Annotated in this window: 20 protein-coding genes; 14 read left to right on the forward strand and 6 right to left on the reverse strand. The window is 61.7% G+C overall.

All coding sequences use genetic code 11. The features are described 5' to 3' along the window. Positions 1-3: 3 nt before the first annotated feature. Both SB753_RS16935 and SB753_RS16940 read right to left on the reverse strand, forming a co-directional pair. Positions 4-759 (reverse strand): transporter substrate-binding domain-containing protein, encoded by a 756-nt coding sequence (locus SB753_RS16935; protein WP_087753759.1) that lies wholly within the window; start codon positions 757-759, stop codon positions 4-6. A gap of 85 nt (positions 760-844) precedes the next feature. Continuing rightward, entirely contained in the window at positions 845-1,594 is a 750-nt protein-coding gene (locus SB753_RS16940; protein ID WP_087753976.1) for an IclR family transcriptional regulator, read from the reverse strand. A gap of 194 nt (positions 1,595-1,788) precedes the next feature. On the opposite strand from SB753_RS16940, the gene SB753_RS16945 reads away from it, so the two are divergent. The 4 genes from SB753_RS16945 (at position 1,789) to SB753_RS16960 (ending at position 5,308) form a co-directional block, all read left to right on the forward strand. Beyond that, positions 1,789-2,334, forward strand: a complete 546-nt coding sequence (locus tag SB753_RS16945; protein ID WP_410800884.1) for an SRPBCC family protein — start codon at positions 1,789-1,791, stop codon at positions 2,332-2,334. Positions 2,335-2,617: 283 nt separating this feature from the next. After that, on the forward strand, positions 2,618-4,051 hold the full coding sequence (locus SB753_RS16950) for a tetratricopeptide repeat protein (protein ID WP_410800886.1): 1,434 nt from the start codon (positions 2,618-2,620) through the stop codon (positions 4,049-4,051). An 82-nt stretch (positions 4,052-4,133) separates the two neighbouring features. Next, positions 4,134-4,616 (forward strand): glycoside hydrolase family 108 protein, encoded by a 483-nt coding sequence (locus tag SB753_RS16955; protein ID WP_408199205.1) that lies wholly within the window; start codon positions 4,134-4,136, stop codon positions 4,614-4,616. Further along, the gene (locus SB753_RS16960) at positions 4,616-5,308 is read left to right on the forward strand and encodes a hypothetical protein (RefSeq protein WP_410801056.1); all 693 of its coding nucleotides are present in this window, start codon (positions 4,616-4,618) and stop codon (positions 5,306-5,308) included. Before SB753_RS16955 ends, SB753_RS16960 begins: the two co-directional genes overlap by 1 nt. On the opposite strand, the gene SB753_RS16965 is transcribed toward SB753_RS16960, so the two are convergent. The 4 genes from SB753_RS16965 to SB753_RS16980 form a co-directional block, all read right to left on the reverse strand. Further along, on the reverse strand, positions 5,210-6,235 hold the full coding sequence (locus SB753_RS16965) for a D-2-hydroxyacid dehydrogenase (protein ID WP_410800888.1): 1,026 nt from the start codon (positions 6,233-6,235) through the stop codon (positions 5,210-5,212). The genes SB753_RS16960 and SB753_RS16965 overlap by 99 nt on opposite strands. A 17-nt stretch (positions 6,236-6,252) precedes the next feature. Then, positions 6,253-6,963, reverse strand: coding sequence for a GntR family transcriptional regulator (locus SB753_RS16970; RefSeq protein WP_410800890.1), 711 nt, complete (start codon positions 6,961-6,963; stop codon positions 6,253-6,255). 32 nt (positions 6,964-6,995) lie between these two features. Next, complete coding sequence (locus SB753_RS16975; RefSeq protein WP_410801058.1) at positions 6,996-8,867, reverse strand: TRAP transporter large permease subunit; 1,872 nt, start codon at positions 8,865-8,867, stop codon at positions 6,996-6,998. A 77-nt stretch (positions 8,868-8,944) separates the two neighbouring features. Next, entirely contained in the window at positions 8,945-9,973 is a 1,029-nt protein-coding gene (locus SB753_RS16980; protein WP_410800892.1) for a TRAP transporter substrate-binding protein, read from the reverse strand. Between the two features lie 241 nt (positions 9,974-10,214). Here SB753_RS16980 and SB753_RS16985 point away from each other — a divergent pair, with 241 nt between their 5' ends. The 10 genes from SB753_RS16985 to mdtN all read left to right on the forward strand — a co-directional run bounded on the left by SB753_RS16985 (position 10,215) and on the right by mdtN (position 22,309). After that, positions 10,215-11,696: an NAD-dependent succinate-semialdehyde dehydrogenase gene (locus tag SB753_RS16985; RefSeq protein ID WP_410800894.1), complete on the forward strand. Its 1,482-nt coding sequence runs from the start codon at positions 10,215-10,217 to the stop codon at positions 11,694-11,696. 12 nt (positions 11,697-11,708) lie between these two features. After that, the gene (locus tag SB753_RS16990; protein WP_051121002.1) at positions 11,709-12,533 is read left to right on the forward strand and encodes an HpcH/HpaI aldolase family protein; all 825 of its coding nucleotides are present in this window, start codon (positions 11,709-11,711) and stop codon (positions 12,531-12,533) included. Between the two features lie 20 nt (positions 12,534-12,553). Beyond that, positions 12,554-13,735 carry an acyl-CoA dehydrogenase family protein gene (locus SB753_RS16995; RefSeq protein ID WP_408163156.1) on the forward strand — a complete coding sequence of 394 codons (1,182 nt, stop codon included), beginning with the start codon at positions 12,554-12,556 and terminating at the stop codon, positions 13,733-13,735. Between the two features lie 12 nt (positions 13,736-13,747). After that, positions 13,748-15,526 (forward strand): FAD-binding protein, encoded by a 1,779-nt coding sequence (locus SB753_RS17000; protein WP_410800896.1) that lies wholly within the window; start codon positions 13,748-13,750, stop codon positions 15,524-15,526. Next, on the forward strand, positions 15,519-16,742 hold the full coding sequence (locus SB753_RS17005) for a CaiB/BaiF CoA transferase family protein (protein ID WP_020068409.1): 1,224 nt from the start codon (positions 15,519-15,521) through the stop codon (positions 16,740-16,742). Before SB753_RS17000 ends, SB753_RS17005 begins: the two co-directional genes overlap by 8 nt. Continuing rightward, a complete protein-coding gene (locus SB753_RS17010; protein WP_410800898.1) occupies positions 16,739-18,379 on the forward strand; it encodes a GMC family oxidoreductase in 1,641 nt (546 codons plus the stop codon). The genes SB753_RS17005 and SB753_RS17010 overlap by 4 nt, the downstream gene beginning before the upstream one ends. Further along, positions 18,376-19,125: an electron transfer flavoprotein subunit beta/FixA family protein gene (locus tag SB753_RS17015; protein WP_204522889.1), complete on the forward strand. Its 750-nt coding sequence runs from the start codon at positions 18,376-18,378 to the stop codon at positions 19,123-19,125. Before SB753_RS17010 ends, SB753_RS17015 begins: the two co-directional genes overlap by 4 nt. Positions 19,126-19,156: 31 nt before the next feature. Further along, positions 19,157-20,092: an electron transfer flavoprotein subunit alpha/FixB family protein gene (locus SB753_RS17020; RefSeq protein ID WP_410801060.1), complete on the forward strand. Its 936-nt coding sequence runs from the start codon at positions 19,157-19,159 to the stop codon at positions 20,090-20,092. An 853-nt stretch (positions 20,093-20,945) separates the two neighbouring features. Next, positions 20,946-21,230 carry a YtcA family lipoprotein gene (locus tag SB753_RS17025; protein WP_410800900.1) on the forward strand — a complete coding sequence of 95 codons (285 nt, stop codon included), beginning with the start codon at positions 20,946-20,948 and terminating at the stop codon, positions 21,228-21,230. A 20-nt stretch (positions 21,231-21,250) separates the two neighbouring features. Continuing rightward, positions 21,251-22,309, forward strand: coding sequence for a multidrug transporter subunit MdtN (gene mdtN, locus SB753_RS17030; protein ID WP_410800902.1), 1,059 nt, complete (start codon positions 21,251-21,253; stop codon positions 22,307-22,309). The last annotated feature ends 6 nt before the right edge of the window (positions 22,310-22,315 follow it).

Below are 22,315 nucleotides of genomic sequence, written 5' to 3' on the forward strand. Positions count from 1 at the left end.
CGTTTATTGAGCACTCGCGCCGAACCACTTCTTGACGATCGCCGCATACGTGCCGTCAGCCTTGATCCTGGCGAGCGCGGTGTTGAGGTCTGCCTTCAACTGCGGCTCGTCTTTGCGCACGGCGATGCCGTAGGCTTCAGTTGTCAGCGTTTTGTCGAGTACGCGGAAGCCGGCGCGCGTTTTCGCAACTTGATACGCGGCTGGCTTACCCGTCACAGCGGCGTCGGCACGGCCGATGCCTACCAGGTCGAACATTTCCTGGTTCTTCTCGACCTCGACGCGATTGATTTGCGGGAAGTTATCGCGCAGGAAATTCACCGACTTCGTGCCCACCTGCACTGAGACTTTCTTGCCGTTCAGATCGGTTACCGTCTTGACCGGTGAATCGCTTTTGACCAGCACGGCCAGACCCCCCGCGTAGTACGAATCGGTGAAGTCGACCACTTTCGCTCGCTCGTCGGTAATGTAGATGCCGGAGATCGCAGCGTCGAAACGATGCGCGATCAGACCTGGAATCAGCCCTTTGAAGTCAATGTCGGTCCATTGCACGCGTTTTCCCATTGCTTTCGCGAGGGCATTCATGAGGTCGACGTCGAAGCCGGTGCGCGCGCCGTTCTCGGTGTACTCCATTGGCGGGAAAGTGGCGTCGGTGGCAACGTTCAGTACATCCGGCGTTTGTGCTGACGCCGCGCCGGAAAATCCGCCAAACGTCACGGCGAACGAGATGCATGCGAGGGACAACAGTCGTTGCAGCTTCATGGAGTAGGCTCCTTGTGGTTTTATCAAGTCGTGCGGTTAAGTCGAGACCCGAATTGAAGGGCGAAATTGAAAACGCTTCGTCCCGTTAGTCGGTTTGCATATGCTCGGAAATGGCGCGGGCCGTACGTAGCGTCCCGTCGATGAATTGGGTTTCTCGTCCGATGGCGCGCGTCGATGGCGCCATCAACGTGATCGACGCGCCGCTACCGGTGCCGCGTCCACTGTGATGAAAGATCGGGGCGCTGACGCCCCACACGCCCGGGTCGACTTCGCTGTCGCTGACGGCGTAACCCTGGGCTCGAATCTGTTGAAGTTCTACTTCGATCGCGGCGCGGCCGACGGGGTCGTTGTCGAACACGATGTCGAGCACTTCGGCGCGCGCCCTGCTGCCCATGAATGCCAACAGGCATTTCGCCGAGGCACCCGCTTTGAGAGGCACGGCACGGCCTTTCTCGAACGAGCAGCGCAACGAATGCTGGCTGTCGACCATCTCAAGACACATCACCTGATGCCTGACCGCGACCACCAGCCCAATGCTTTCCTGCGACGCGCGCGCGAGCTGCTGCATCTCACTGCGGCTCGCTTCGACGAGCAGTGAATTCACATCGAAGCCAAGCGCGAGTTGCAAGCTGATCGGACCGGGCGCGTAGTACCCGGCGTTTTCGGCGACGAAACCCCAGCGCTTGAGCAGCGCGATCTGACGGTACAGCGTGCTCTGCGCAAGCCCGGTTACGGCCAGCAGATCCTTGACCGACATCGCCTTGCCGTGACTGGCGAGCGCGGCCAGCACCAGCAACACGCGTTCAGCCCCTGTCACACCCTGTTCAACGTTCACGATTACGCGGCCCACGACCTATCAAGAACGCAGAATGCCAGACGATTCTCGAATTTCAAAAATGATATTCCCACTCAATGGGAACAATAGGGCAGGGATTTCCCTTGGGGCGGGCATCGGGACGTGCCAATCGTCGTGCCTACTACTCCGCCGTAAAATAGCTTCGCCTGTTACAGCGAACGGCACGAGGCGCTATGAAAACGCGTACACGGTTCGTTACCGCAATATTGGCGGTGCTTGTCGCGATTGCGGTGCTCTTTTTCCCATTGCCGCGGCGGATCGAGTTCGATACGCGCATCGTTACCGTTGCGTCGATACAGCGCCCGCCCTCGGTAGTGTTCGACTATGTCACGACGCCGGCTCACTGGCCCCTCTGGCATCCGTCATCGCTCGCGGTCAGCGGATCGGTGGACCATTCCCTCGATGTGGGCGAGCAGGTGACGGAGGAGTTCAGGGTGGCGGGGAGGCGCGGCCGCGTTGTGTGGACAGTCGCTGCACGTGTTCGGCCGAGCAAATGGGTGATAACAGGCAAGATCGACGGCAGATCGGCCGGCACAGTCACTTATTCGCTGACGTCGACCGTGAGCGGAACCCGTTTTGAACGTGACTTCACTTATCGCGCGCCGTCGTTATGGTTTGCGATATTGAACTGGTCCGTGCTGCGCGCGCGGATTCAGTCTGAATCGGATACGGCAGTCCTGCGACTCAAAAGCCTTGTGGAAGCATCACCGCAGCAGTAGCGACGTCGCTCGACTGGCGTGACGACCTGCGGTCTCACGACCGGACTGAATGCTGGCGTGCAAGTCTGCCAGCCTCATTCCCGCCTCCTCCCACTACCTGTCTCCCGTCAGCAAACTCACGCGCGACATTCGTTGGCCACCACGCAACACAATTCCGCGCCCGCATGCAGCGCGGTCCTCTGCACGCCCGCTACATAAGGTACTGGGCGCAATGGCACGGTCGATGCGTAATAAACACCACCCAGTCGTGCACTTACCAACATCCGTTGAATCGAGGTGCGTCATGTCGAGTGTGCAGAGCCAACGTCGACCAGTGAACTGGCGGAGCCGGCCTTTTCGCGTGGGCGGCCGTTCAAAGCGCCATACGGCAAGGCGCGACTTCCCGGTGGGATTGGTGCCGTTCGGATTGCGGGCCGCCGGCTTCATCGGACGAGGCCCGAAACAATTGTGGCCGTATGTTTTGCCGTGGGTTTTCGCGGTGCTCACCATCGGTTTTTTCTGCCTTGTGGTGCGCGGCGTACTCACGCGGCAATTGCTGGTGCCGCCCGTCGAAACGCCGCAGTCGCTGGTGGAACGCGGCTATACATCGCACTTTCTCGCGGAACGCATCATGTCTTCGATGCGAGCCATCGGTCAGGACGCCGAGTCGATTCCGCACGACACGATGACAGACAACGACGCTCAACCGGACATTCAGATACCCGGTCAGGAGATGTCGTATGCAACCACCGTGCGCTTCATCAAAGGCGTCATCAAGCGCACGGACGTGGTCGTTCATGTCGGCATCACAAAGGTCGACGGCAGCGCGGATTTTTACGTGGCGCATGTGCAGATTGAAGGCGGTCCGTTTAATTCCCGCGAAAGCACCGTGTCGTTCGAAGGACGCGATCTGGAGAGGTTCGTACACGACATCGCAGTCAAAGCCATGCGTCTTGCGGAGCCGAATATTCTCGCTAGTCATCTCTACTCGCAAGTGCAGAAAACCAGGTGTTCGCTCGCGCAATGCGACTACGGCGAGATCGTCGCGATCTACGACGAAGTGCTCGCCCTGCCCGCCTCCGAGCAGGGCGAATGGGCGCTCGCCGGCAAAGCGTGGCTGCTTGCCGATCAGGGGCTGTCCAAAGAGGCAGAGCAGCAGACACGTGAGGCGTTGACCTTGTACCAGCATTCAGCGGTGCTGCACGCAAGCCTTGGCATTGCACTCGAACAGCAGCATCGCATCGATGACGCACTTGAAGCCTTGCGAGCCGGCGCGAGCGAGAAATCGAAGACGGCGGAAAACTTGCGTCTTCTTGGCGACGTGCTGTTGCACGCGAATCGCTATTCCGAAGCCCTCGATGCGTTCAGGCAGGCAGACCGAATGAAGTCAGACTCTGTCGACAACCTGCACGATTGGGGCGAAGCACTCGTCACTGTAGGCCGCTACGACGAAGCCATCGAAAAACTCTCGCGCGCCGTCGCACTTCGCCCAGATCTGGCGCCCTCCTACGCGGAATGGGGCCGGGCACTGGATCGCAAGGGCGATCTGTCCGGCGCGTCGCGCAAATACGCTCAAGCGTTGCAACTCGACGCCGGGACTTTGTCGGTGCGCGAAAGTCATCTGGCGCGGCTCGCCAGAGCGGCGCAGGGAGGCGATCGCCCAGACCCGTCGAAGCCCAATGACGGAGTCAGGCCTGTTGCGATTCCGCCCGCCTCGCTTGCGTTGCAAACCGCGTAACGAATACCCGGCCATGAAGATGGCTTAGTCCCGCAGTACCTACCCGTTGCAGTAATACACCTGGTTGAATGGGAGATGTTCGATGGACAGTTTCGACGATGCGTTCAGGGCCCTGATTGGTAGTGAGGGCGGTTACTCCTTCAATCCGCATGACCCTGGCGGTGAAACGATGTGGGGAGTCACGGCGCGCGTGGCACGCAGCGCGGGCTATGCGGGCGCCATGAAAGACCTGCCGCTCGATACCGCCAGACAGATTGCCAAACAGAAGTACTGGGACCCGCTGCATCTCGACGAGCTCGACCCGCGCGTTGCCTTCCAGATCTTCGACGCCAATTACAACGGCGGCCTGGTGGTGTTGTGGATGCAAAAAGCTGCCGGCGCGAAAGAAGACGGCAAGTTCGGCCCGGACACACTCGATGCAGTCAAAAGCGCGGACCCGCTGAAGTTCGTCATGCGCTTCGCCGCTTACCGCTTGCGTTACCTGCGCAACCTGCATGCATGGCCCAATTTCAGCCGTGGATGGACCGAAAGAATGGCCGCTAATCTTCTCCTGGGAGCAGCATGATGGACTGGTCTAAAGTAGCGTCGAACATCGGCAGCAGCGCACCGCTTCTCGCGGGCCTCGTGGGTGGTCCAATCGGTGTGGGCGTGACCGCCGCCGCCGCGATCATTGCGCATGCGCTCGGCACGCCGAGCGACCCCGGCGTCGTGGAACTCGCGTTGAACGATCCCAGCGCACTCGAGAAGGTCCGGCAAGCCGAGAACGCAAACTCGTTGCAGCTCCAACAGTTGATGGTTACTGCCGCGCAGGCGAGCCTCGCGCATGAAAGCGATATGGCGCGTATTCAGGCTGCCGATCGGGCCGACGCGCGCGCAATGGGTGTCAGCACCAAGGACTGGGTACCCAAAGTCCTTGCGATGGCGGTCACCGCCGGCTTCTTCGGCATTCTGCTGCTGATGGCCTTTCAGCCGCTGCCAGGCACGAACAAGGATCTCGTCAACGTCGTCGTCGGGGCTTTGGGTACGGCGTGGATCAGCATCATCGGCTACTACTTCGGAACATCGGTGGGATCGATGCGAAAGACCGAACTCCTCGCCAAGCCCAGCGTGCCGATCACCGCGGACAGCGCGCTTACGCTGCGCGAGCCGGCAACGGCTTCAGCGCCGCGGCCACAAGCGGCGCCGGCTCCGTTGCACAGCGAGGCATTCCAGCAATTCACACCGGGTGGACAGGGCCCGATTTACTCGGGCAGCTGACGCTCCGCGTAATGCATCTTCGATGCCTCGTGCGAGTTGCGTGACGAGCCGCGTCATGGCCACCTGTGTCCGCCATGCAACATGCGGCGTCACGATCAGATCGGTGCGCGCGCGGGACAGCAGCGGATGATCGGCCGCGGGCGGTTCCTGCTCGAGGACGTCGAGCGCGGCATTCGCGATCAGCTTGCGGTCGAGCGCCTCAATCAGCGCCCCCTCGTCGACAATACCGCCGCGTGCGGCGTTCACGAGTGACGCGCTGCGCTTCATTCGCTCGAATTCGGCGAGCCCGAACAGATGCCGCGTTTCGTCGGTAAGCGGGCAATGCAGGCTGATCGTATCGGCCTCACGCAGCACCTCGTCGAAAGCGACATAGCCGTCGCGCACGCACCTCGCGCGCTTGCGCTCCGCGAACAGTACCCGCATGCCGAACGCGCCGGCCAGTTCGGCAAGACGCTTTCCAACGTGACCCGCACCGACGATACCGAGCGTCGATCCGTGCAGATCCTGGATCGGATGCAGTTCGGCGTAGAAGGTGGGTGATCCGCTCCATCCGCCAGCATAAACATCGTGCCAGTAAGGCATCAGGTTGCGGCGGAGCGCGAGCATCAACGCGAACGCGTGCTCGGGCACGGAAATCGTCGAATAACCCGGACACGCGACGATGCCGATGCCCCGTTTGCGACATGTTTCGATATCCAGATGATTGACGCCCGCGGCCGGCACGCCGATCAGTTCCAGATGCGGCAACTGCTCGAGCACATCGCCCGACAGTGGAACCTTGTTGGTCACGACGATATGCGCATCGCGGCAACGCTCCACAACAAGTTCCGGCGTCGTAGACGGATATTCGATCCAGCGATGCGGAAACGGAAAATCCGGTAGATCGGCCGACAGCGTCGCGCGGTCCAGAAAGACAATGGTTTTCAACAAGCTGCTCCACTTCATTAACGTTCGGACGAGCTCGTGGACACAGTGTCGAGCATGCGCTTCTTTCCCGTCTGCACGTGGTTCTCGAAAGCCTCCGCAGCCGCGTCGGCTTGACCCGCGAGCAGCGCCTCGAAAAGTTCGCGGTGTTCTTTCGAGGAGCGCTGCATCTGCGTGAATGAATACACGCCCTTGTGAATGTAGAGCGTCAGCTCGTCTTCGACGGCCTGATTGATCGTGATCAGCCGCGGATTTTTGGTCGCCGCCATTAACTGACGGTGGAACTCGGTGTTCAGGGTCTGATACTGACGGCTATCGCGCTCGGCCACGGCCGCGTCCATCTGGTCAAGGAGGAGCCCGAGCAGATGCTCCTCGTCGGTCGTCAGGCGCAGCGCGGCGAGGCGTCCCGCCGTGCGTGCGAGTCCGGCGCGGATTTCGTAGAGGTCCATTGCCTCTTCTAGCGACAGCCGCCGCACTTCCGCGCCCCGGTTCGGCACAATGCGAACGAGCCCCGCCTGTTCGAGCGAGCGTAGCGCCTCACGCGCCGAATTACGGCCGACGCCGATCTGGTTGGCGAGCGCCTGCTCGTTCACGCGTTCACCGGGGCGCAACTCCCCCCGCTGGATCATGGCGCGCACCTGATCGCGGATGTCGTCGAGTTTCGACGTAATCACCTCCGGTGCGCGGGCGTTCACCTTGCTGTTCTGTGCACCATTGAGCGCGCTTTTCATGACGATTGCCTTATCTGTGCCATTTTTGCTACCTATTTTACGTACAGAAAACCTACTGATACCCATGGAACCAGCACTATCACGACGAGGGCTGCCGCCAATGCCCCCAGATACGGCCAAACGCGGCGCATCGCGGCGGACGGGTCGACCTTGCTGACCGCGCACGCCGCATAAAAGCCAAGGCCGAGCGGGGGCGCGAACAGGCCCAGTCCCATCGCGAACACCACGACCATTGCATAGTGCACGTCCGAGATGCCCATCGCGCGCGCGATCGGGAACAGTAGCGGCCCGAATAATACGATGGCCGGGATCCCTTCAAGAAAGCTGCCGAGCATCACGAACGTAATCGCGGAGATCGCCAGGAAGCCGAGCTTGCCCCCCGGCGCAGCCATCATCATAGAGGCGAGTTGCGCGGAGAAGCCTGACTGCGTGAGCGCCCATCCCATCGCGGTCGCACACCCGATGATGATCAGAATCGCGCCGGACAGCGACGCCGCTTCCACCAGAATAGGATAGAGCCGGCTCCAGTCGAAGCGGCGATAGAGTAGCAAACCCACCACACAGGTGTAAGCCACGCCGATTGTCGCCACCTCCGTCGCCGTCGCGATGCCTTCCACCACGGCCGCCCGAATCACGAAGGGCAGCGCGAGCGCAGGCAGCGAGATCAGGAATGCGCGGCCGACCTCGCCCCAGGAGGCCCGTTGCACGCCTTGCAGGCTTTCCCTGCGGCTCTTGAACCAGACCACTGCCGCGAGCGCTACCGCGCCGACCACGGCGGGCATGAAGCCGCCTGTGAACAGCGCCGCGATCGAAACTCCCGTCACCGAACCGATCGTTATCAGCACGAGGCTGGGCGGAATGGTTTCCGACATGGCAGCCGCCGAACTGAGCATGGCGACCAGGTCGCCTTCGTTTGCGCCGCGCTTTTTCATTTCCGGGAACAGGCCGGGCGCGAGCGCGGCCATATCCGCCACCTTCGAGCCGGAGATGCCGGATACGAGGTACATAGCGCCGATTAGCACGTAGGCGAGGCCGCCACGCTTGTGTCCGATCAGCGAAGCGAGGAAACGGATCATCGCTTCGGCAAGTCCCATCGCTTCCATTAGTGCGCCCAGCAGGATGAACAGCGGGACGGCGAGCAGGATCAGGCTGGACATTCCCTGATTCATCGTGCTCACGACAATGGTCAACGGTGCGCCCGTGACGGTTGCGAGATAAGCAAACGTACACACGCCGAATGCGACCATGATCGGCACACCGAGACAGATGATCGTGATCACGCCGACGGCGAAAAACAGGACCAGACTCACCGCGGTCAGTGGCGCGAGCGCTTGCCGTGCGATGTAAAGCGCAATGGCAACACCGGCCACGAGCGCGAAAGCCTTCAGGCAATCGCGAAGCGACGAGCGCTCGAGCAACCGCGTAATGGCGAGCACGAGCATCAGCGCAGCCGCCACGGGAATCGCGGCCGCGGGAATGGTATTGGGCAGCTCAAGCGCCGGCGTGCTGATGATCCATTCGTTCATCGCCCAGTCGGTTGCCGGTCGAACCAGCAGCAGCACGAAAGTCATCACGATGAAATTTCCGACCGTCTCCGCAAACGCACGATTTTGCGGGGACATTCTGTCGACAAACATCGTCAGTCGCATATGTTCGCCGCGGCGCAACGCCACCACTGCGCCCAGCATCGACAGCCAGATGAACAGGATCGACGCAAGTTCGTCACCCCAGATCAACGGATCCTGCAACACGTAGCGGCAGAAAACGTTGGTGAGGAGCAGCACCACTTCGGCCACCAGCAGCAACGCAGCGGGCACTTCGGTGATCCACTTGATGGCCGTATCGAGTGTGCTGCCGACACGCACGACCTTCGATGCCGCATGTCGTTCCTTCGGCGCGCCCATGTCGTGGGCGAACACCTGCTCGGGATGAACTCGGGAAGTCATGACTCGTTCTCCAGAAACTCTTCGGTGGTCCGCGCTCATGCGAGCTTCTGCGTGTACTTCTCGAGCAACGCCCAGGCTTCATCGCCGTATTTCTTGCGCCACTGGTCATAGAAGCCGGCCTTTTGCAGCGAGGCGCGGAACGGCTGGATGTCGGGCTTGTTGAACGCCATACCGTGCGATCGCAACGTTTCGACGAGCGATGTGCTCAGTGCGGCGACGTCCGCCCGTTCAGCCACCGCGGCCGCATTCAGGTGTTTTGCCACAATGGTCTGCAAGTCCGGCGGCAGGTTGCCCCACGAACGCGCGTTGGCAAGGAACCAGAAGCCGTCCCAGATATGGCCGGTCAACGAGCAGTACTTCTGGACTTCATAGAAGCGGCCGGTTTCGATCAGCGCGAGCGGGTTTTCTTCCGCGTCGACCACCTTGGTTTGCAATGCCGAATAGGCTTCGCTGAAGTTAATGCTGGTTGGCGACGCGTCGAGCGCCTTGAACATCGAGGTCCAAAGAGGGCTGACCGGCACACGGATCTTCAGGCCCTTGAGGTCGGTCGGACTCAGCACCGGCTTGACCGAACTCGTGAGATGGCGAAAGCCGTTGTCCCACGGTTTTTCCATCGCGATGAGCCCCACCTTCGAAACCGCCCTGCGGATGTAGCTGCCGAGGTCGCCGTCCATCGCCGCCCACACCTGGTTGTAGTCCTTGAACGCGAAGCCGATGCCGTTGATCGCGGAGACCGGCACGAGCGTCGACAGCACCACGCCACCTTGAGTGAGAAAGTCGATGGCCCCCGAACGGACCTGCGACAGCATATCTGTATCCGTTCCCATCTGACCGTTCGGGAAAATCTGCAAGTCGACGCGGCCGCCGGTTTCTTTCCTGATGGCGTCCGCCGCTTCTTTTGCGCGGACATTGAGCGGATGGGACAGCGCCAGGTTGTTCGCGTACTTCAGCTTGAACCGCGCAGTCTGGGCGCTGGCCAGCGATGGAAACAAACCGGTCCCGGTTGTCGCCACCGCGGCTGCTCCAAGGGTTTGCAGAAAGGTACGACGGGAATACGAACTCATTTTGTCTCGCTCCATAGGAAAGGGAGGACTGCATGACGCGTTCGGCGGCGCCGCGGCGTTCTTTTTGGCGATCCGTCGGTTTCGCAAGTGCATGCGACGGATCGTATTTCGCTGACACACACTCTAAAAGTGTTGACACTTAGCTGTCAAGGTGTTGATATAAGAAAAAGAGTGCATGCACTGAAACACCGGGAAAGCACCTGGAAGGTGGGTGGTCCGTGATACTTATCAGGAGGAGGCAATGGAACTACAAGGGCACTACCGCGAGCACGGCATGCTGATCGCCGGTCGCTGGCAGTCTGCGACGGCTGACAACGGGCAGGTCTCGATCAATCCGGCGACCGAAGAGCGGCTGGGCTATATGCCGCTGGCCACGCCGGCGCAGGTCACAGAGGCCATCGATGCCGCGACCGAGGCTTCAGCCGCAATGCGCAAGCTCACACCGTGGGAGCGCACAGCACTGCTGCGCCGAGCCGCAACGCTCATCCGCGAACGCGCGCCGCAGCTCGCACGAATCGTGGCACTGGAAACCGGCAAGCCGATCGCCCAGGCCACTGGGGAAGCTAACGCGTCAGCTGAGTCGATCGACTGGTTCGCCGACGAAGCACGGCGCGTGTTCGGCATGTCATACGAAAGCCGCGTCAAGGGCGGACGGTATCTGATGCATTACGAGCCGCTCGGTGTGGTCGCCGCCTTTACACCGTGGAATTTCCCGTTGCTGCTGCTGGCCCGCAAGATGGGACCGGCGCTGGCCGCGGGCAATGCGATCGTGATCCGGCCGTCAAACGAAGCGGCCGGTGCGACGATGGGACTGGTGCGCTGCTTCGTCGACGCCGGGTTCCCCGAGGGCGCGGTCAATCTGGTGATCGGCAAAGCCGACGCAATTACGCCGACGGTCATGGCCGATCCACGCGTGGCGAAGATCAGCTTCACCGGCTCGGTGCCCATCGGTCGTCAGATCGTCGAGATGTCCGCGAAGACGCTCAAAAAGGTCACGATGGAACTCGGCGGCCATGCGCCCGTGATCGTGCATCGCGACGCAGACATTGATGCTTTCGCGCATCTCGCATCGCTGGGCAAGTTCCGCAATGCGGGCCAGGTTTGCGCGTCGCCGACGCGGTTCTATATCCACGAATCGATTTTCGACAAGACTGTGAAAGCGCTGGTCGAGCGCTCGACGGCGCTACGCGTCGGCGATCCGCTGCAGCAGAACACCGACCTCGGTCCGCTGACCACGTCGAAGCGCCGCGAGGCGATCGAACGCCTCGTCGACGAAGCCGTGAGTGAAGGCGCCAGCGTGCTGTGCGGTGGCCGCCGTCCATCGCAATTTGGCCGTGGCTGGTTCTACGAGCCGACACTCATTGCTAACCCCGCGCCGCACATTGACCTGATGAACGACGAGCCGTTCGGCCCGGTCGGCACTCTCAACCGGTTCACGACGATGGACGAAGTCATCACCGAGGCGAACCGGCTGCCATTCGCGCTTGCGGCCTATGTCTTTACGCGCTCGATGCGCAACACGCTGGAAACAACCGAGCGCTTGCAGGCCGGCGTCGTCGGTGTGAACACGTTCGTGGCGTCGACGGCGGAGACGCCATTCGGCGGCAGTAAGGACAGCGGGTTTGGACGTGAAGGTGGTCCGAACGCGATCCGCGACTACCTGGACACCAAATTTATCAATCTCGAACTGGCTAACGACGAGCCGCTCGACGCAACCGCCTGAATGGAATCCATCATGCAAACCATCAAGAACCACGCAAAAGCACAATTGGCCGCAGGTGAATTGGCACTCGGCATGGGGCTGCGCCAGGCTCGCACGGTCGACATCGCGCAGATCGCGCAAACGGCCGGCTTCGACTGGCTGTTCATCGATATGGAACATAACTCCATGGACATCGACACCGCCGCGCAGATCTGCGCGGCGGCTCTGGTGGGCGGTGTGACGCCGATCATCCGCGTGCCGGGCCATGAGCCGTTCCACGCCACACGACTGCTCGATACCGGCGCGATGGGCATCGTGGTGCCGCACGTCAGTACGCCCGAACAGGCCATGCAGATCGCCAATATGTGCCGCTTCCCGCCGGCGGGCGGTCGGTCGATCCCGGGCATGCTGCCGCAGGTCGGATTCCAGGCTCTCCCGATCGCCGATGTGGTTCGGGCGATCAACGACGAGGTGCTCGTGGTGGCAATGATAGAAACCCGCGAAGGCCTCGAGAACGCCGACGCGATCGCGGCGGTGCCGGGCATCGACGTGCTGCTGGTCGGCACGACCGACCTTGCGGCGGATCTGGGTATCACTGGACAACTTGGCCATACGCGTGTGGCGGCCGCCATCGACGCCGTGTGCGCCGCATGCCACCGGCACGGCAAGGTACCGGGAGTGGGCGGCGTGTACGACGAAGCGCTGATGACCGCCTACGTGCAGAAAGGCGCGCGTTTCATTCTCAGCGGCTCGGATCTCGCGTTTCTGATGACGGGGGCGAAGTCGCGTTCGCAAATGTTGCGTGCCATTCCGCTCGGGCAGGCAGAAGAAGTCCTGGCGCAACGCAAGGTGTCCTGATCGGACAAGGAGGAGACACAGTGAATCCCGAATACGCAAGCAATCTCGTCAACCGGCGCGACCTTAAACCGTATCTGAACGCCGATCAATTCGAATTCCGCGATTCAGTGAATCGCGTGCTGACGCGCCATGCGTCGCCGGAGTATGTCCGCCAGTGCGACGAAGAGAAGCGCTTCCCCGAGGAACTCGTGAAGGTGGCCGCGGAACAGGGCTGGTTCGGCATCACGCTGCCCGAGGAGTACGGCGGCGTCGGTGGCTATCTTGACATGGCCGCTTATCTGGAGATCGTCGCCTATCACACGATTGCGCTTGCGCGCTTCTGGAATGCGAACGTGAACATGGTGGGCGGCGCGCTGGCTCGTTTCGCGCCGGACAATATCAAGGGCGATGTGTTGCCGAAGCTTGCTGAAGGTCGTGCCTTTCTCGCCTTCGCCCTGAGCGAAAACGGCTCCGGCTCCGATGCTGCCTCGCTGACGACGCGCGGCGTGGCTGACGGAAACGACTTCATATTGGACGGCACCAAGATGTGGATTTCCGGCGCGATGCAGGCCGACTATATCTTGACCGCTGTGCGCACCAATCCAGAAGCGAAGAAGCACGACGGGATCAGCCTCTTTCTGGTACCTAAAGAATCAAGAGGCCTGACGATCAATCCGATCGACCTGCTTGGCGGCCACGCCATTCGCACCTGCGAAGTGGTGTACGACGGCGTCCGTGTTCCCGCAGAAATGATTGTGGGCGGCTTGCACGTGGGCTGGAAGAAACTCACCACGGTGCTCTCAAAGGAGCGCATCGCTTTGTCGGCGATGTGTGTGGGCGGCGCTCAGGCGGCGATCGATCTTGCACGCTGGTATGCGAACGATCGCAAGCAGTTTGGGCAGTCGATCATCGATTTCCAGGCGGTGTCGCACCTGCTCGCCGACATGCAGACTCGCGTCGATGCTGCTCGCATGATGGCGTTTCGCGCGGCCAAACTGCTCGACGAAGGCGAAACGTGCGACGTCGAGTCGTCACAGGCGAAGTACCTGGCATCGGATACATACGTGCAGGTCGCCACTGACGGCATCCAGATCATGGGCGCCAATGGCTACTCCGCCGAATACGCGATGCAGCGCCATTACCGCGAAGCCAAGATGTTCCAGATCTTCGGTGGCACCAATCAAATCCAGCGCAACATCGTGGCGCGCGCGCTTAAATCGTAAGCGGAGACAGACGTGACGGCAGTTCAGACATTGGAAAAACTCGGCTTTGGCGTCGACTACGCGCAAGCCGACGTAGTCGTGGTTGGCGGTGGTGGCGCGGCTTCGCGTGCAGCCGTGTCGGCGGCACAGGCTGGTGCGAAGGTCCTCGTGCTGGCAAAGGCGCCGGTCGGGCAGGGCGGTAGCACCGTGCACGGCGCAAGCGAAATCATGAGCATGGGAGCGGCTGGCTATGGCAGCGCCGACGACAGCGCCACGGTGCATTACGAAGACACGATGCGTCCGGCGGGCGGCTTTATCGACCGCGAGTTGGTGCGCGTGCTGGCGGAGGACGCACCGAAGCGCATTGCTGACCTGATCAAGCTCGGCGTGCCGTTCGACCGGGTCAACGAGGGCTATAAACTCATCCGCAGCGACTTCGGCACGTATGCGCGTGCGCTGGGCGTGAAGGGGGAAACTGGCAAGGCCTTCGTAAGCGCGCTCGCGGACGAAGCGAGGAAGCTCGGAGTCGAGACGCGTCAGCCAGCGGCACTCATCGACCTTTTGCGTGATACAAGTGGACGCGCAAGCGGCGTGGTCGCGATGGACCTTGCATCGCGGCGGCTGCTGGTGGTTTCCGCGAGCGCCGTTGTGCTTGGCACCGGCGGCGCGCACGGTCTGTTCTCGCAGCAGGTCTCGACAGCGGAAATGACCGGTGACGGCCAGGCCATCTGCTTCCGCCATGGCGCCGAACTTGTGAACATGGAGTTTCACCAGTTCGGGCCGGCGATGGTGCACCCTTACGTGCAACTCTTCAGCAAGTCCTGCTTCATTCTGCATCCGAGGATGCTCAATCGCGACGGTCATGAGTTCCTGGCAGACTACCTGCCGGCAAGCGTGACGCCTGAAGCCGCGATGGACGAGAAAGTGTTCCCGTTCACGATCTCGAATGAATCGCGCTACATCGATATCGCGATCGCAACGGAAATCGCTCAGGGCAGAGGTACGGAACGCGGTGCGGTGCACTTCTCGTTCGCCGATATTCCGGACGAGCGGTTGGCGGCCACTATTCCGAACACCCTGCGCTGGATGCGCGCGAAGGGACTCGACCCGAAGCGCGATCTGCTCGACGTCGGGATTGCGTTCCAATGCCTGAACGGTGGCGTGCGGATGACGAACACCGACGCGATGTCGACCATCGACGGGCTGTTCGTAGTAGGGGAGCTCGCTGGCGGCGTGCGCGGCCCGGATCGCCCGGGCGGCAACTCGCTTGCCGAAGGTCAGGTTTTCGGACATCGCGCAGGCGTCGGCGCGGCCGCGTTTGCGCGCGACAGTGGTGCGCCGGGGAAGCCCGACGTAGCGCCGCTCGCAACGCGCCTCGGAACAGCGCTAAAGCCGAACGCCTCATTCGACGCTCAACGTATCGCCGCCGATCTGCGCGCGGCGATGCAAGCGCATTGCCTCGTCGAGAAGACGGAGAGTGGTCTGAACATCGCGTTAGCCGCTGTTCGCGAGGCGCGCGCACAGTTCGCGGCGGGTGGCGCTGCCTCGCCGCCACAAGCGATCGATGCGTTGACGATCGACAACATGGCGACCACTGCCGAAGTCATCTTGCAGGCGTGTATCGAGCGGCGCGAGTCGCGCAGCAGCCACTACCGCACCGACTTTCCCGAGCGCGACGATGCCGGTTTCGGCCATGCGTTGACCATCACGCGTGGTGAGGCCGACCCGTTCCGTCTCGCCTTCGACGTGCTCGATTACCCGCGGGCCGAACTTACGGACGCATCGCATTTGCAGGCGGCACATCATGGATAAGAAACAAGTCGGCCCGTTGTCGGGTTACCGTATTCTCGATCTCACCGTCATGACCGCTGGTCCGGTCGGCACTGTGCTGCTTGCTGACCTCGGCGCGGACGTGGTCAAAGTCGAGGAGCCAATGGCGGGTGACCTCTCGCGCAAACTGGGCAATCAATTCGTCCAGGGCGAAAGCGTCCAGTTCCTCTCGCAAAACCGCAACAAGCGCAGCATCCGCCTCGATCTGAAGTCGCCGAAAGGGCGTGATGCGTTTTTGCGCATGGCGGAGCAGGCGGATGTTGTCGTGGAGAACTTTCGGCCGGGCACGGTGGATCGGCTGGGCATCGGCTACGCGGCCGTCAAGGCGCGCAATCCTAAGATCGTCTACGCCAGCGTGTCGGCGTTCGGACAAAGCGGTCCCTACGCCGCATGGCCCGCGAACGATCCGATCGTGCAGGCAGTGGCCGGTCTCATGGACATGACCGGCGAAGCTGGCGGCAATCCAGTCCGGCTCGGTGCGCCGTTGCCGGACTTCGGCGCGGCGGCGCTGCTCGCGTTCGGGATCTCGGCCGCGTTGCTACATCGCGAACGGCATGGCGAAGGCCAGCGCATTGATACGTCGCTGCTCTCAGCTGCGCTGTTCAGCACCATCCCGCGCGACGGCGAGACGCTGAGAAGCGGCAAAGCGCCGGAGCGTCTCGGCAGCGGTCATCCAACGATGGTGCCGTACCGCAACTATCAGGGCTCCGATGGCCGTTATTTCTTTGCAGCCTGCTTCACCGAGAAATTCTGGCAGAACCTTTGCCGCGCGCTGGGCCGCGAAGAATTGCTGAGCGATGAACGCTTTATCGGCAACACCGCGCGAACTGCGAATCGGCATGCACTCGACGTGATCCTCGAGGAGCAATTTCTGCTGCATACCGCGGAATATTGGGTAGCGCATCTTAGCGCCGCGGACGTGCCATGCGCGATCGTGCAGGACTATCACACCGCGCTGACGCAGGACCCGCAGATCTCGCACAACCATGCGGTTGTCGAGATCGAGCATCCGGTCGCGGGTAGGGTAACGAACATCGCGAGTCCGGTGAATTTTCACGGCAGCCCCGTCGCCTACCGCCGTCCGCCGCCTACGCTCGGACAACATACGGCTGAAGTACTTGCCGAATACGGCTTCGGCGAGGAGGAGATCGCAGCACTGGAAGGTCGCGAATTAGCCGCTGCCGGAGCGAAGTCATGAAATCGTACACAGCGGATTATGTGATCGTCGGCGCGGGGACGGCGGGCTGCGTGCTCGCAAACCGTCTGACCGAAGATCCAGCCATCAAGGTGATTCTGGTCGAGGCCGGCGAGCGCGATCGTCACCCGTTCATCCATGTGCCGGCAGGCTTCGTGCGATTGCTCGATCATCCCACTGTGACATGGCGCTATCGCACTGAGGCCGACGCCGGGACGAGTGGCCGTGCCATCCTGTTTCCACGCGGACGCGGGCTCGGCGGCTCCAGTGCCATCAACGGCCTGCTGTATGTGCGCCCGTTTGCGGAGGATATCGATAGCTGGGAGCAGTCGGGTGCGAATGGCTGGAACTTCAAAAACTGTCTGCCGTTTTACAGCCGCTCGGAAACGTGGACCGAGGGCAGCAGCCCGCAACGAGGCACGCACGGTCCGATTCAGGTCAGCCGCGTGAAGAACCCGCCGGAGATTTGCGGTGCGGTCGTCGAGGCCGCCCAGAGGACGGGTCTCGATTTCGTCGATGATCCGAACAGCGACACGCGCGGTCCGTCGATCTGGTACTACCAGCAAACGCGCGACGGACGTCGCCGGTCGAGCGCAGCGCGCGGTTATCTACGGCCGGCAATGGCGCGCCCGAACCTTACGGTAGTGACCGGCCTTCAGGTGTCTACGCTCGAGATGAACGGCACGCATGTGAGCGGCATCAATGGGACGACGGGCGCGGGCATTCCGGTGCAGATCCGCGCGACCCGCGAGGTGATTCTGAGCGCGGGTGTGGTCGGCACGCCGAGGCTGCTCGAAATGAGTGGCATCGGCGACAAGGCTGTGCTGGACAATGCAGGCGTTAAAACACGGATCGCGTTGCCTGGCGTGGGCAACAATTTGCAGGACCACTATGTCGTTCGGCTCGGCTATAGAGTGCGCGGTGCCGGTACCGCGAACGAGCGCGCGCACGGACTTGCGCTCGTGCGCGAGATGATGCGCTACGTCGTGTCAGGGACCGGCGTATTGACCTATAGTGCGGCTCTGGTCGGCGGCTTTGCGCAGACGCGCCTCGCCACCCGTCCGGACGTGCAGTTCGTGATCGCGCCCGGCAGCTTTGCCGAGGGACGGATCGGCGTGCTCGAGTCGGAGCCCGGTGTCTCGTGCGGCGTCTGGCAGATGCGCCCGGAGAGCCGTGGACATGTGCACATCACCAGCAGCGAGATCACGGCAGCGCCGACCATTGCACCGTCATACCTGAGCAGTGAACTCGACCGCAACACGATGGTGGAAGGACTCAAGATTGGCCGGCGGATCTTCGCTCAACCCGAGGTCGCCCGTTATATCGTCGATGAAACCGTACCGGGCCGTCAGGCCGACACCGACGAAGCGCTATTGCAATACGTGCGTGACAATGGCTCGACTGTGTACCACGCGGTTGGCACGTGTCGGATGGGCGAGGACGAAATGAGCGTTGTCGATTCTGAAATGCGGGTGCGCGGAACGACAGGCCTGCGCGTCGTCGACGGCTCGGTGATGCCGTCGATAACCTCGACCAACACTAATGCGACGGTGCTCATGCTCGCTGAGCGCGCGGCAGACATGATCCGTTCGCCAATGGCGGCGCACGCGTCGTCGACGTATTCGAAGGAGACGGTATGAAAATCCTGGTGCCAGTCAAGCGAGTGGTCGATTACAACGTGAAGGTCCGAGTCAAGTCGGACGGCACGGGCGTCGACATTGCGAACGTGAAGATGTCGATGAATCCGTTCGACGAAATCGCGGTTGAAGAAGCCGTGCGTCTGAAAGAAGCCGGTGTGGCGACCGAGGTGATCGCCGTGTCGGCCGGTGTCGCGCAATCGCAGGAAACGCTGCGCACGGCGCTCGCCATCGGTGCGGACCGCGCGATCCTGATCGAGTCGTCGGAAGAACTGCAGCCGCTGGCGGTCGCCAAGCTGCTCAAGGCGCTCGTCGACAAGGAGCAGCCGCAACTGGTGATTCTCGGCAAGCAGGCCATCGACGACGATTCGAATCAGACCGGTCAGATGCTTGCCGCGCTGGCTAACCTGCCGCAGGCAACGTTCGCGTCGAAAGTGGTCGTGGCCGACGGCAAGGCTACCGTGTCGCGCGAAGTGGACGGCGGTGCCGAAACGCTGTCGCTCACGCTGCCCGCAGTGGTCACTACCGACCTGCGCCTGAACGAGCCGCGCTATGTGACGCTGCCGAACATCATGAAGGCGAAGAAAAAGCCGCTCGAAACGATCAAGCCGGAAGACCTCGGTGTGGATGTCACGCCGCGCCTTAAGACGCTGAAGGTTGTCGAGCCGCCGAAACGCTCCGCCGGTGTGAAGGTGCCGGATGTGAAGACGCTGGTCGAGAAGCTGAAGACCGAAGCCAAGGTGCTGTGAGCAGCGCACGGAGACGAATGAAATGACGAATCTGGTGAATCTTGTAATAGCAGAACACGACAACACGTCGATCAAGGGCGCTACGCTGAATACGATCGCAGCGGCGCAGAAAGTCGGCGGCGATATTCATGTGCTGGTCGCAGGTCAGAATGCGCAGGCTGCAGCGGATGCGGCGGCGAAGATCGCCGGTGTTTCCAAAGTGTTGCTGGCCGACGCGCCGCAACTGGCCGAAGGGCTCGCTGAAAACGTCGAAGCGACGGTGCTGAACATTGCAAAGGACTACTCGCACATCTTCGCGCCGGCCACCGCCTACGGCAAGAACATCGCGCCGCGTATTGCAGCGAAGCTCGACGTCGCGCAGATCAGCGATATCACGGCGGTCGATTCCCCGGACACGTTCGAGCGCCCGATCTATGCGGGCAACGCGATCGCGACGGTGCAGTCGGCCGATCCGATCAAGGTCATTACCGTACGCACGACGGGCTTCGACGCGGTTGCAGCCGAAGGCGGCAGCGCGACGGTGGAGAAGATCGAAGCAGCCGCGGACGCGGGCATCTCGCAGTTCGTCAGCCGTGAAGTGACGAAGCTGGATCGTCCGGAACTGACGTCGGCGAAGATCATCGTTTCGGGCGGGCGCGGCCTGGGCAACGGCGAGAACTACACCAGGGTTCTCGAGCCGCTGGCCGACAAGCTGAATGCGGCGCTGGGTGCATCGCGTGCAGCAGTGGACGCGGGCTTTGTGCCTAACGACTATCAGGTCGGCCAGACCGGCAAGATCGTCGCGCCGCAACTTTATGTAGCGGTCGGCATCTCGGGCGCGATCCAGCATCTGGCAGGGATGAAGGACAGCAAGGTGATCGTCGCGATCAACAAGGACCCGGAAGCGCCGATTTTCAGCGTTGCGGATTATTCTCTGGTGGGCGATCTGTTCACGCTGGTGCCGGAACTTCGCGATGCACTGAAGTAGCTAAGCCCTCACCGCTTACACGACTAAGGTTGCGGCTAAGTGGGTTCATGACCCACTTGAGGATGTAGGCATATCCAGCGGGGTAGTTCTCCAGTGTGTATTTACTTTCGGCGGATCGCGGCGAAATCAAATTGTTGTGAAGCTGCCGCTCGGGAGGTGTCAAAAACTTCCCCTCGCGATTTCGGTCGGTCGCCCCTTCTTTTCGTCTCCCGAAGCGTCCTTTAACCACGGCAGAAAATTGAAGCTCGCCAATGGCCCCAGCCCACGCCGTTAGCCACCGCGTGGCGAGATCCCTCTCAACATCTGACCCGGCATGCATGAGACGGTCGGTCGCGAGACGCAAGCGGTTCATCGCGTACTGCTTACGCGTGCGCTCCCGGCATCGGCTCGAGGCGTGTGTCTGCATCGCTGGTGTATGAGGGCCGTCACCAGCCAGCAATGATATGGCTGCATCCGTGCCGACCATCCACATGCAGCGCACGGCACATGGCTATTTATTCCGTGTCGTGAAATCGGATGAAGGTCGAACTAATATCTGTTTATCGACACCGTTTGCGCGAATGTCGATACATCGGTCCGGCCATAGGGAGGTAGAACGTGCCTTTGACGCGGTGGGCGCTTTGGGCAGGTCGGACGTGATCGTCAACTTCCTCCCAATCACCGGCCGGGTAAGAAACCTCAAGAGAGAACCGGCCTGCCAATGTTGAGTTCGCGGACGTGACACATTGGTCAGGTTTTCGCTAATTCGAGTTCCCGTTCGCTTTCAGAATTCCGGCAGATCAGGCGGGATACGTCTGCGAAGCTGCAAAGCGTGACATCGATCCGAACAAAACGACGACTTTGGAGCGATCACATGCCACTGGCCAGAAGCGGAAGTCCGTGGCGCGCAATCGGCATAGCCGGGATTGCGGCCATTCCTGTGTCGGGGTGCACAAACGCACCATCCATTGGCGTGCTCGGTGCGTACTTTCCGGACTGGCTGTTCTGTATCGCCGCGGGTGTTGTGCTCACGATCGTCATCTTTCTCGTTCTCAAGCGTCTACAAATCGACCATCCGCTGGGACCTTCAGCAGTCGTGTATCCCACTCTCGTCACGTTCATCGCACTCGCTGTTTGGCTGATGTTGTTTCAACATTGAATCTCCTTCAGGTGGATACAATGGCAACGAATGCCGGCAAGACAAAGAAGCAGGCATGGCCGGCCATCATACTGGTCGTGGTGACGTTGTTACTGCTGATTTTTGTCATACGTCAGTTGGACCGCGAGCCACGCACCGACGACGCCTATGTCTACGCGGATACGATCGACGTCGTGCCCGAGGTGAATGGGCGCATCGTCGAGCTGGCGGTGCGCGACAACCAGGCAGTGAAGCAGGGCGATCTACTGTTTCGCATCGATCCGCGACCGTATCAGGATGTGCTGGCACGGGGCAAGGCATCCCTCGTCGCGCTCGACCGTCAGATCGAGCTGACCCAGCGCACGGTCAATGCGCAGCAGTACAACGCGCAGTCGGTGCGCGCGGCTGTCGAGCGCGCAAGAGCCGCCGCGACCCAGGCGTCTGACACGCTGCGACGTATTGAGCCGCTGCTGTCACATGGTTACGTATCCGCGGAGGAGGTCGACCGCGCACGCGCCGCGCAACGCGCAACGCAGGCCGAACTCAGCGCCGCGCAACTGCAGGCGCAGCAGGCGGCAGCAGCTGTAAGCGGCGTCGACGCGCTGGTCGCGCAACGTGCCGCTGTCATGGCGGAAATCGCGATCGCCGACTTGAACCTCGAATTTGCGACGGTGCGAGCACCGTTCGACGGACGCATCGTGTCGTTGAAGAGTTCGACGGGGCAGTTCGCGTCGGTGCTCAAACCCGTCTTCACGCTGATCGACACGCGCCACTGGTACGTGGTTGCGAACTTTCGCGAGACGGAACTCAAGGACATCCGTACGGGCACACCCGCAACGGTCTACCTGATGAGCGATACGGGCCAGCGCTTCCAGGGGACCGTCGATTCGATCAGCTACGGCGTCGCGCCCGATGAAGGCGGCTTGGCCTTGCCGGGCGGGTTGCCGCGAATTCAACGCACGCTTAACTGGGTGCACGTGGCGCAGCGTTTCCCGGTGAAGATCCGCGTCGACAAGCCGAACCCCGAACTGTTTCGCGTCGGGACATCGGCGGTGGCTGTGCTGCACCCCCGGCGCGGCAACGACGGCCAAGCCCGCTGAGGAGCG

Source organism: Paraburkholderia sp. SIMBA_053 (assembly GCF_046534895.1).
Lineage (GTDB): Bacteria > Pseudomonadota > Gammaproteobacteria > Burkholderiales > Burkholderiaceae > Paraburkholderia > Paraburkholderia caledonica.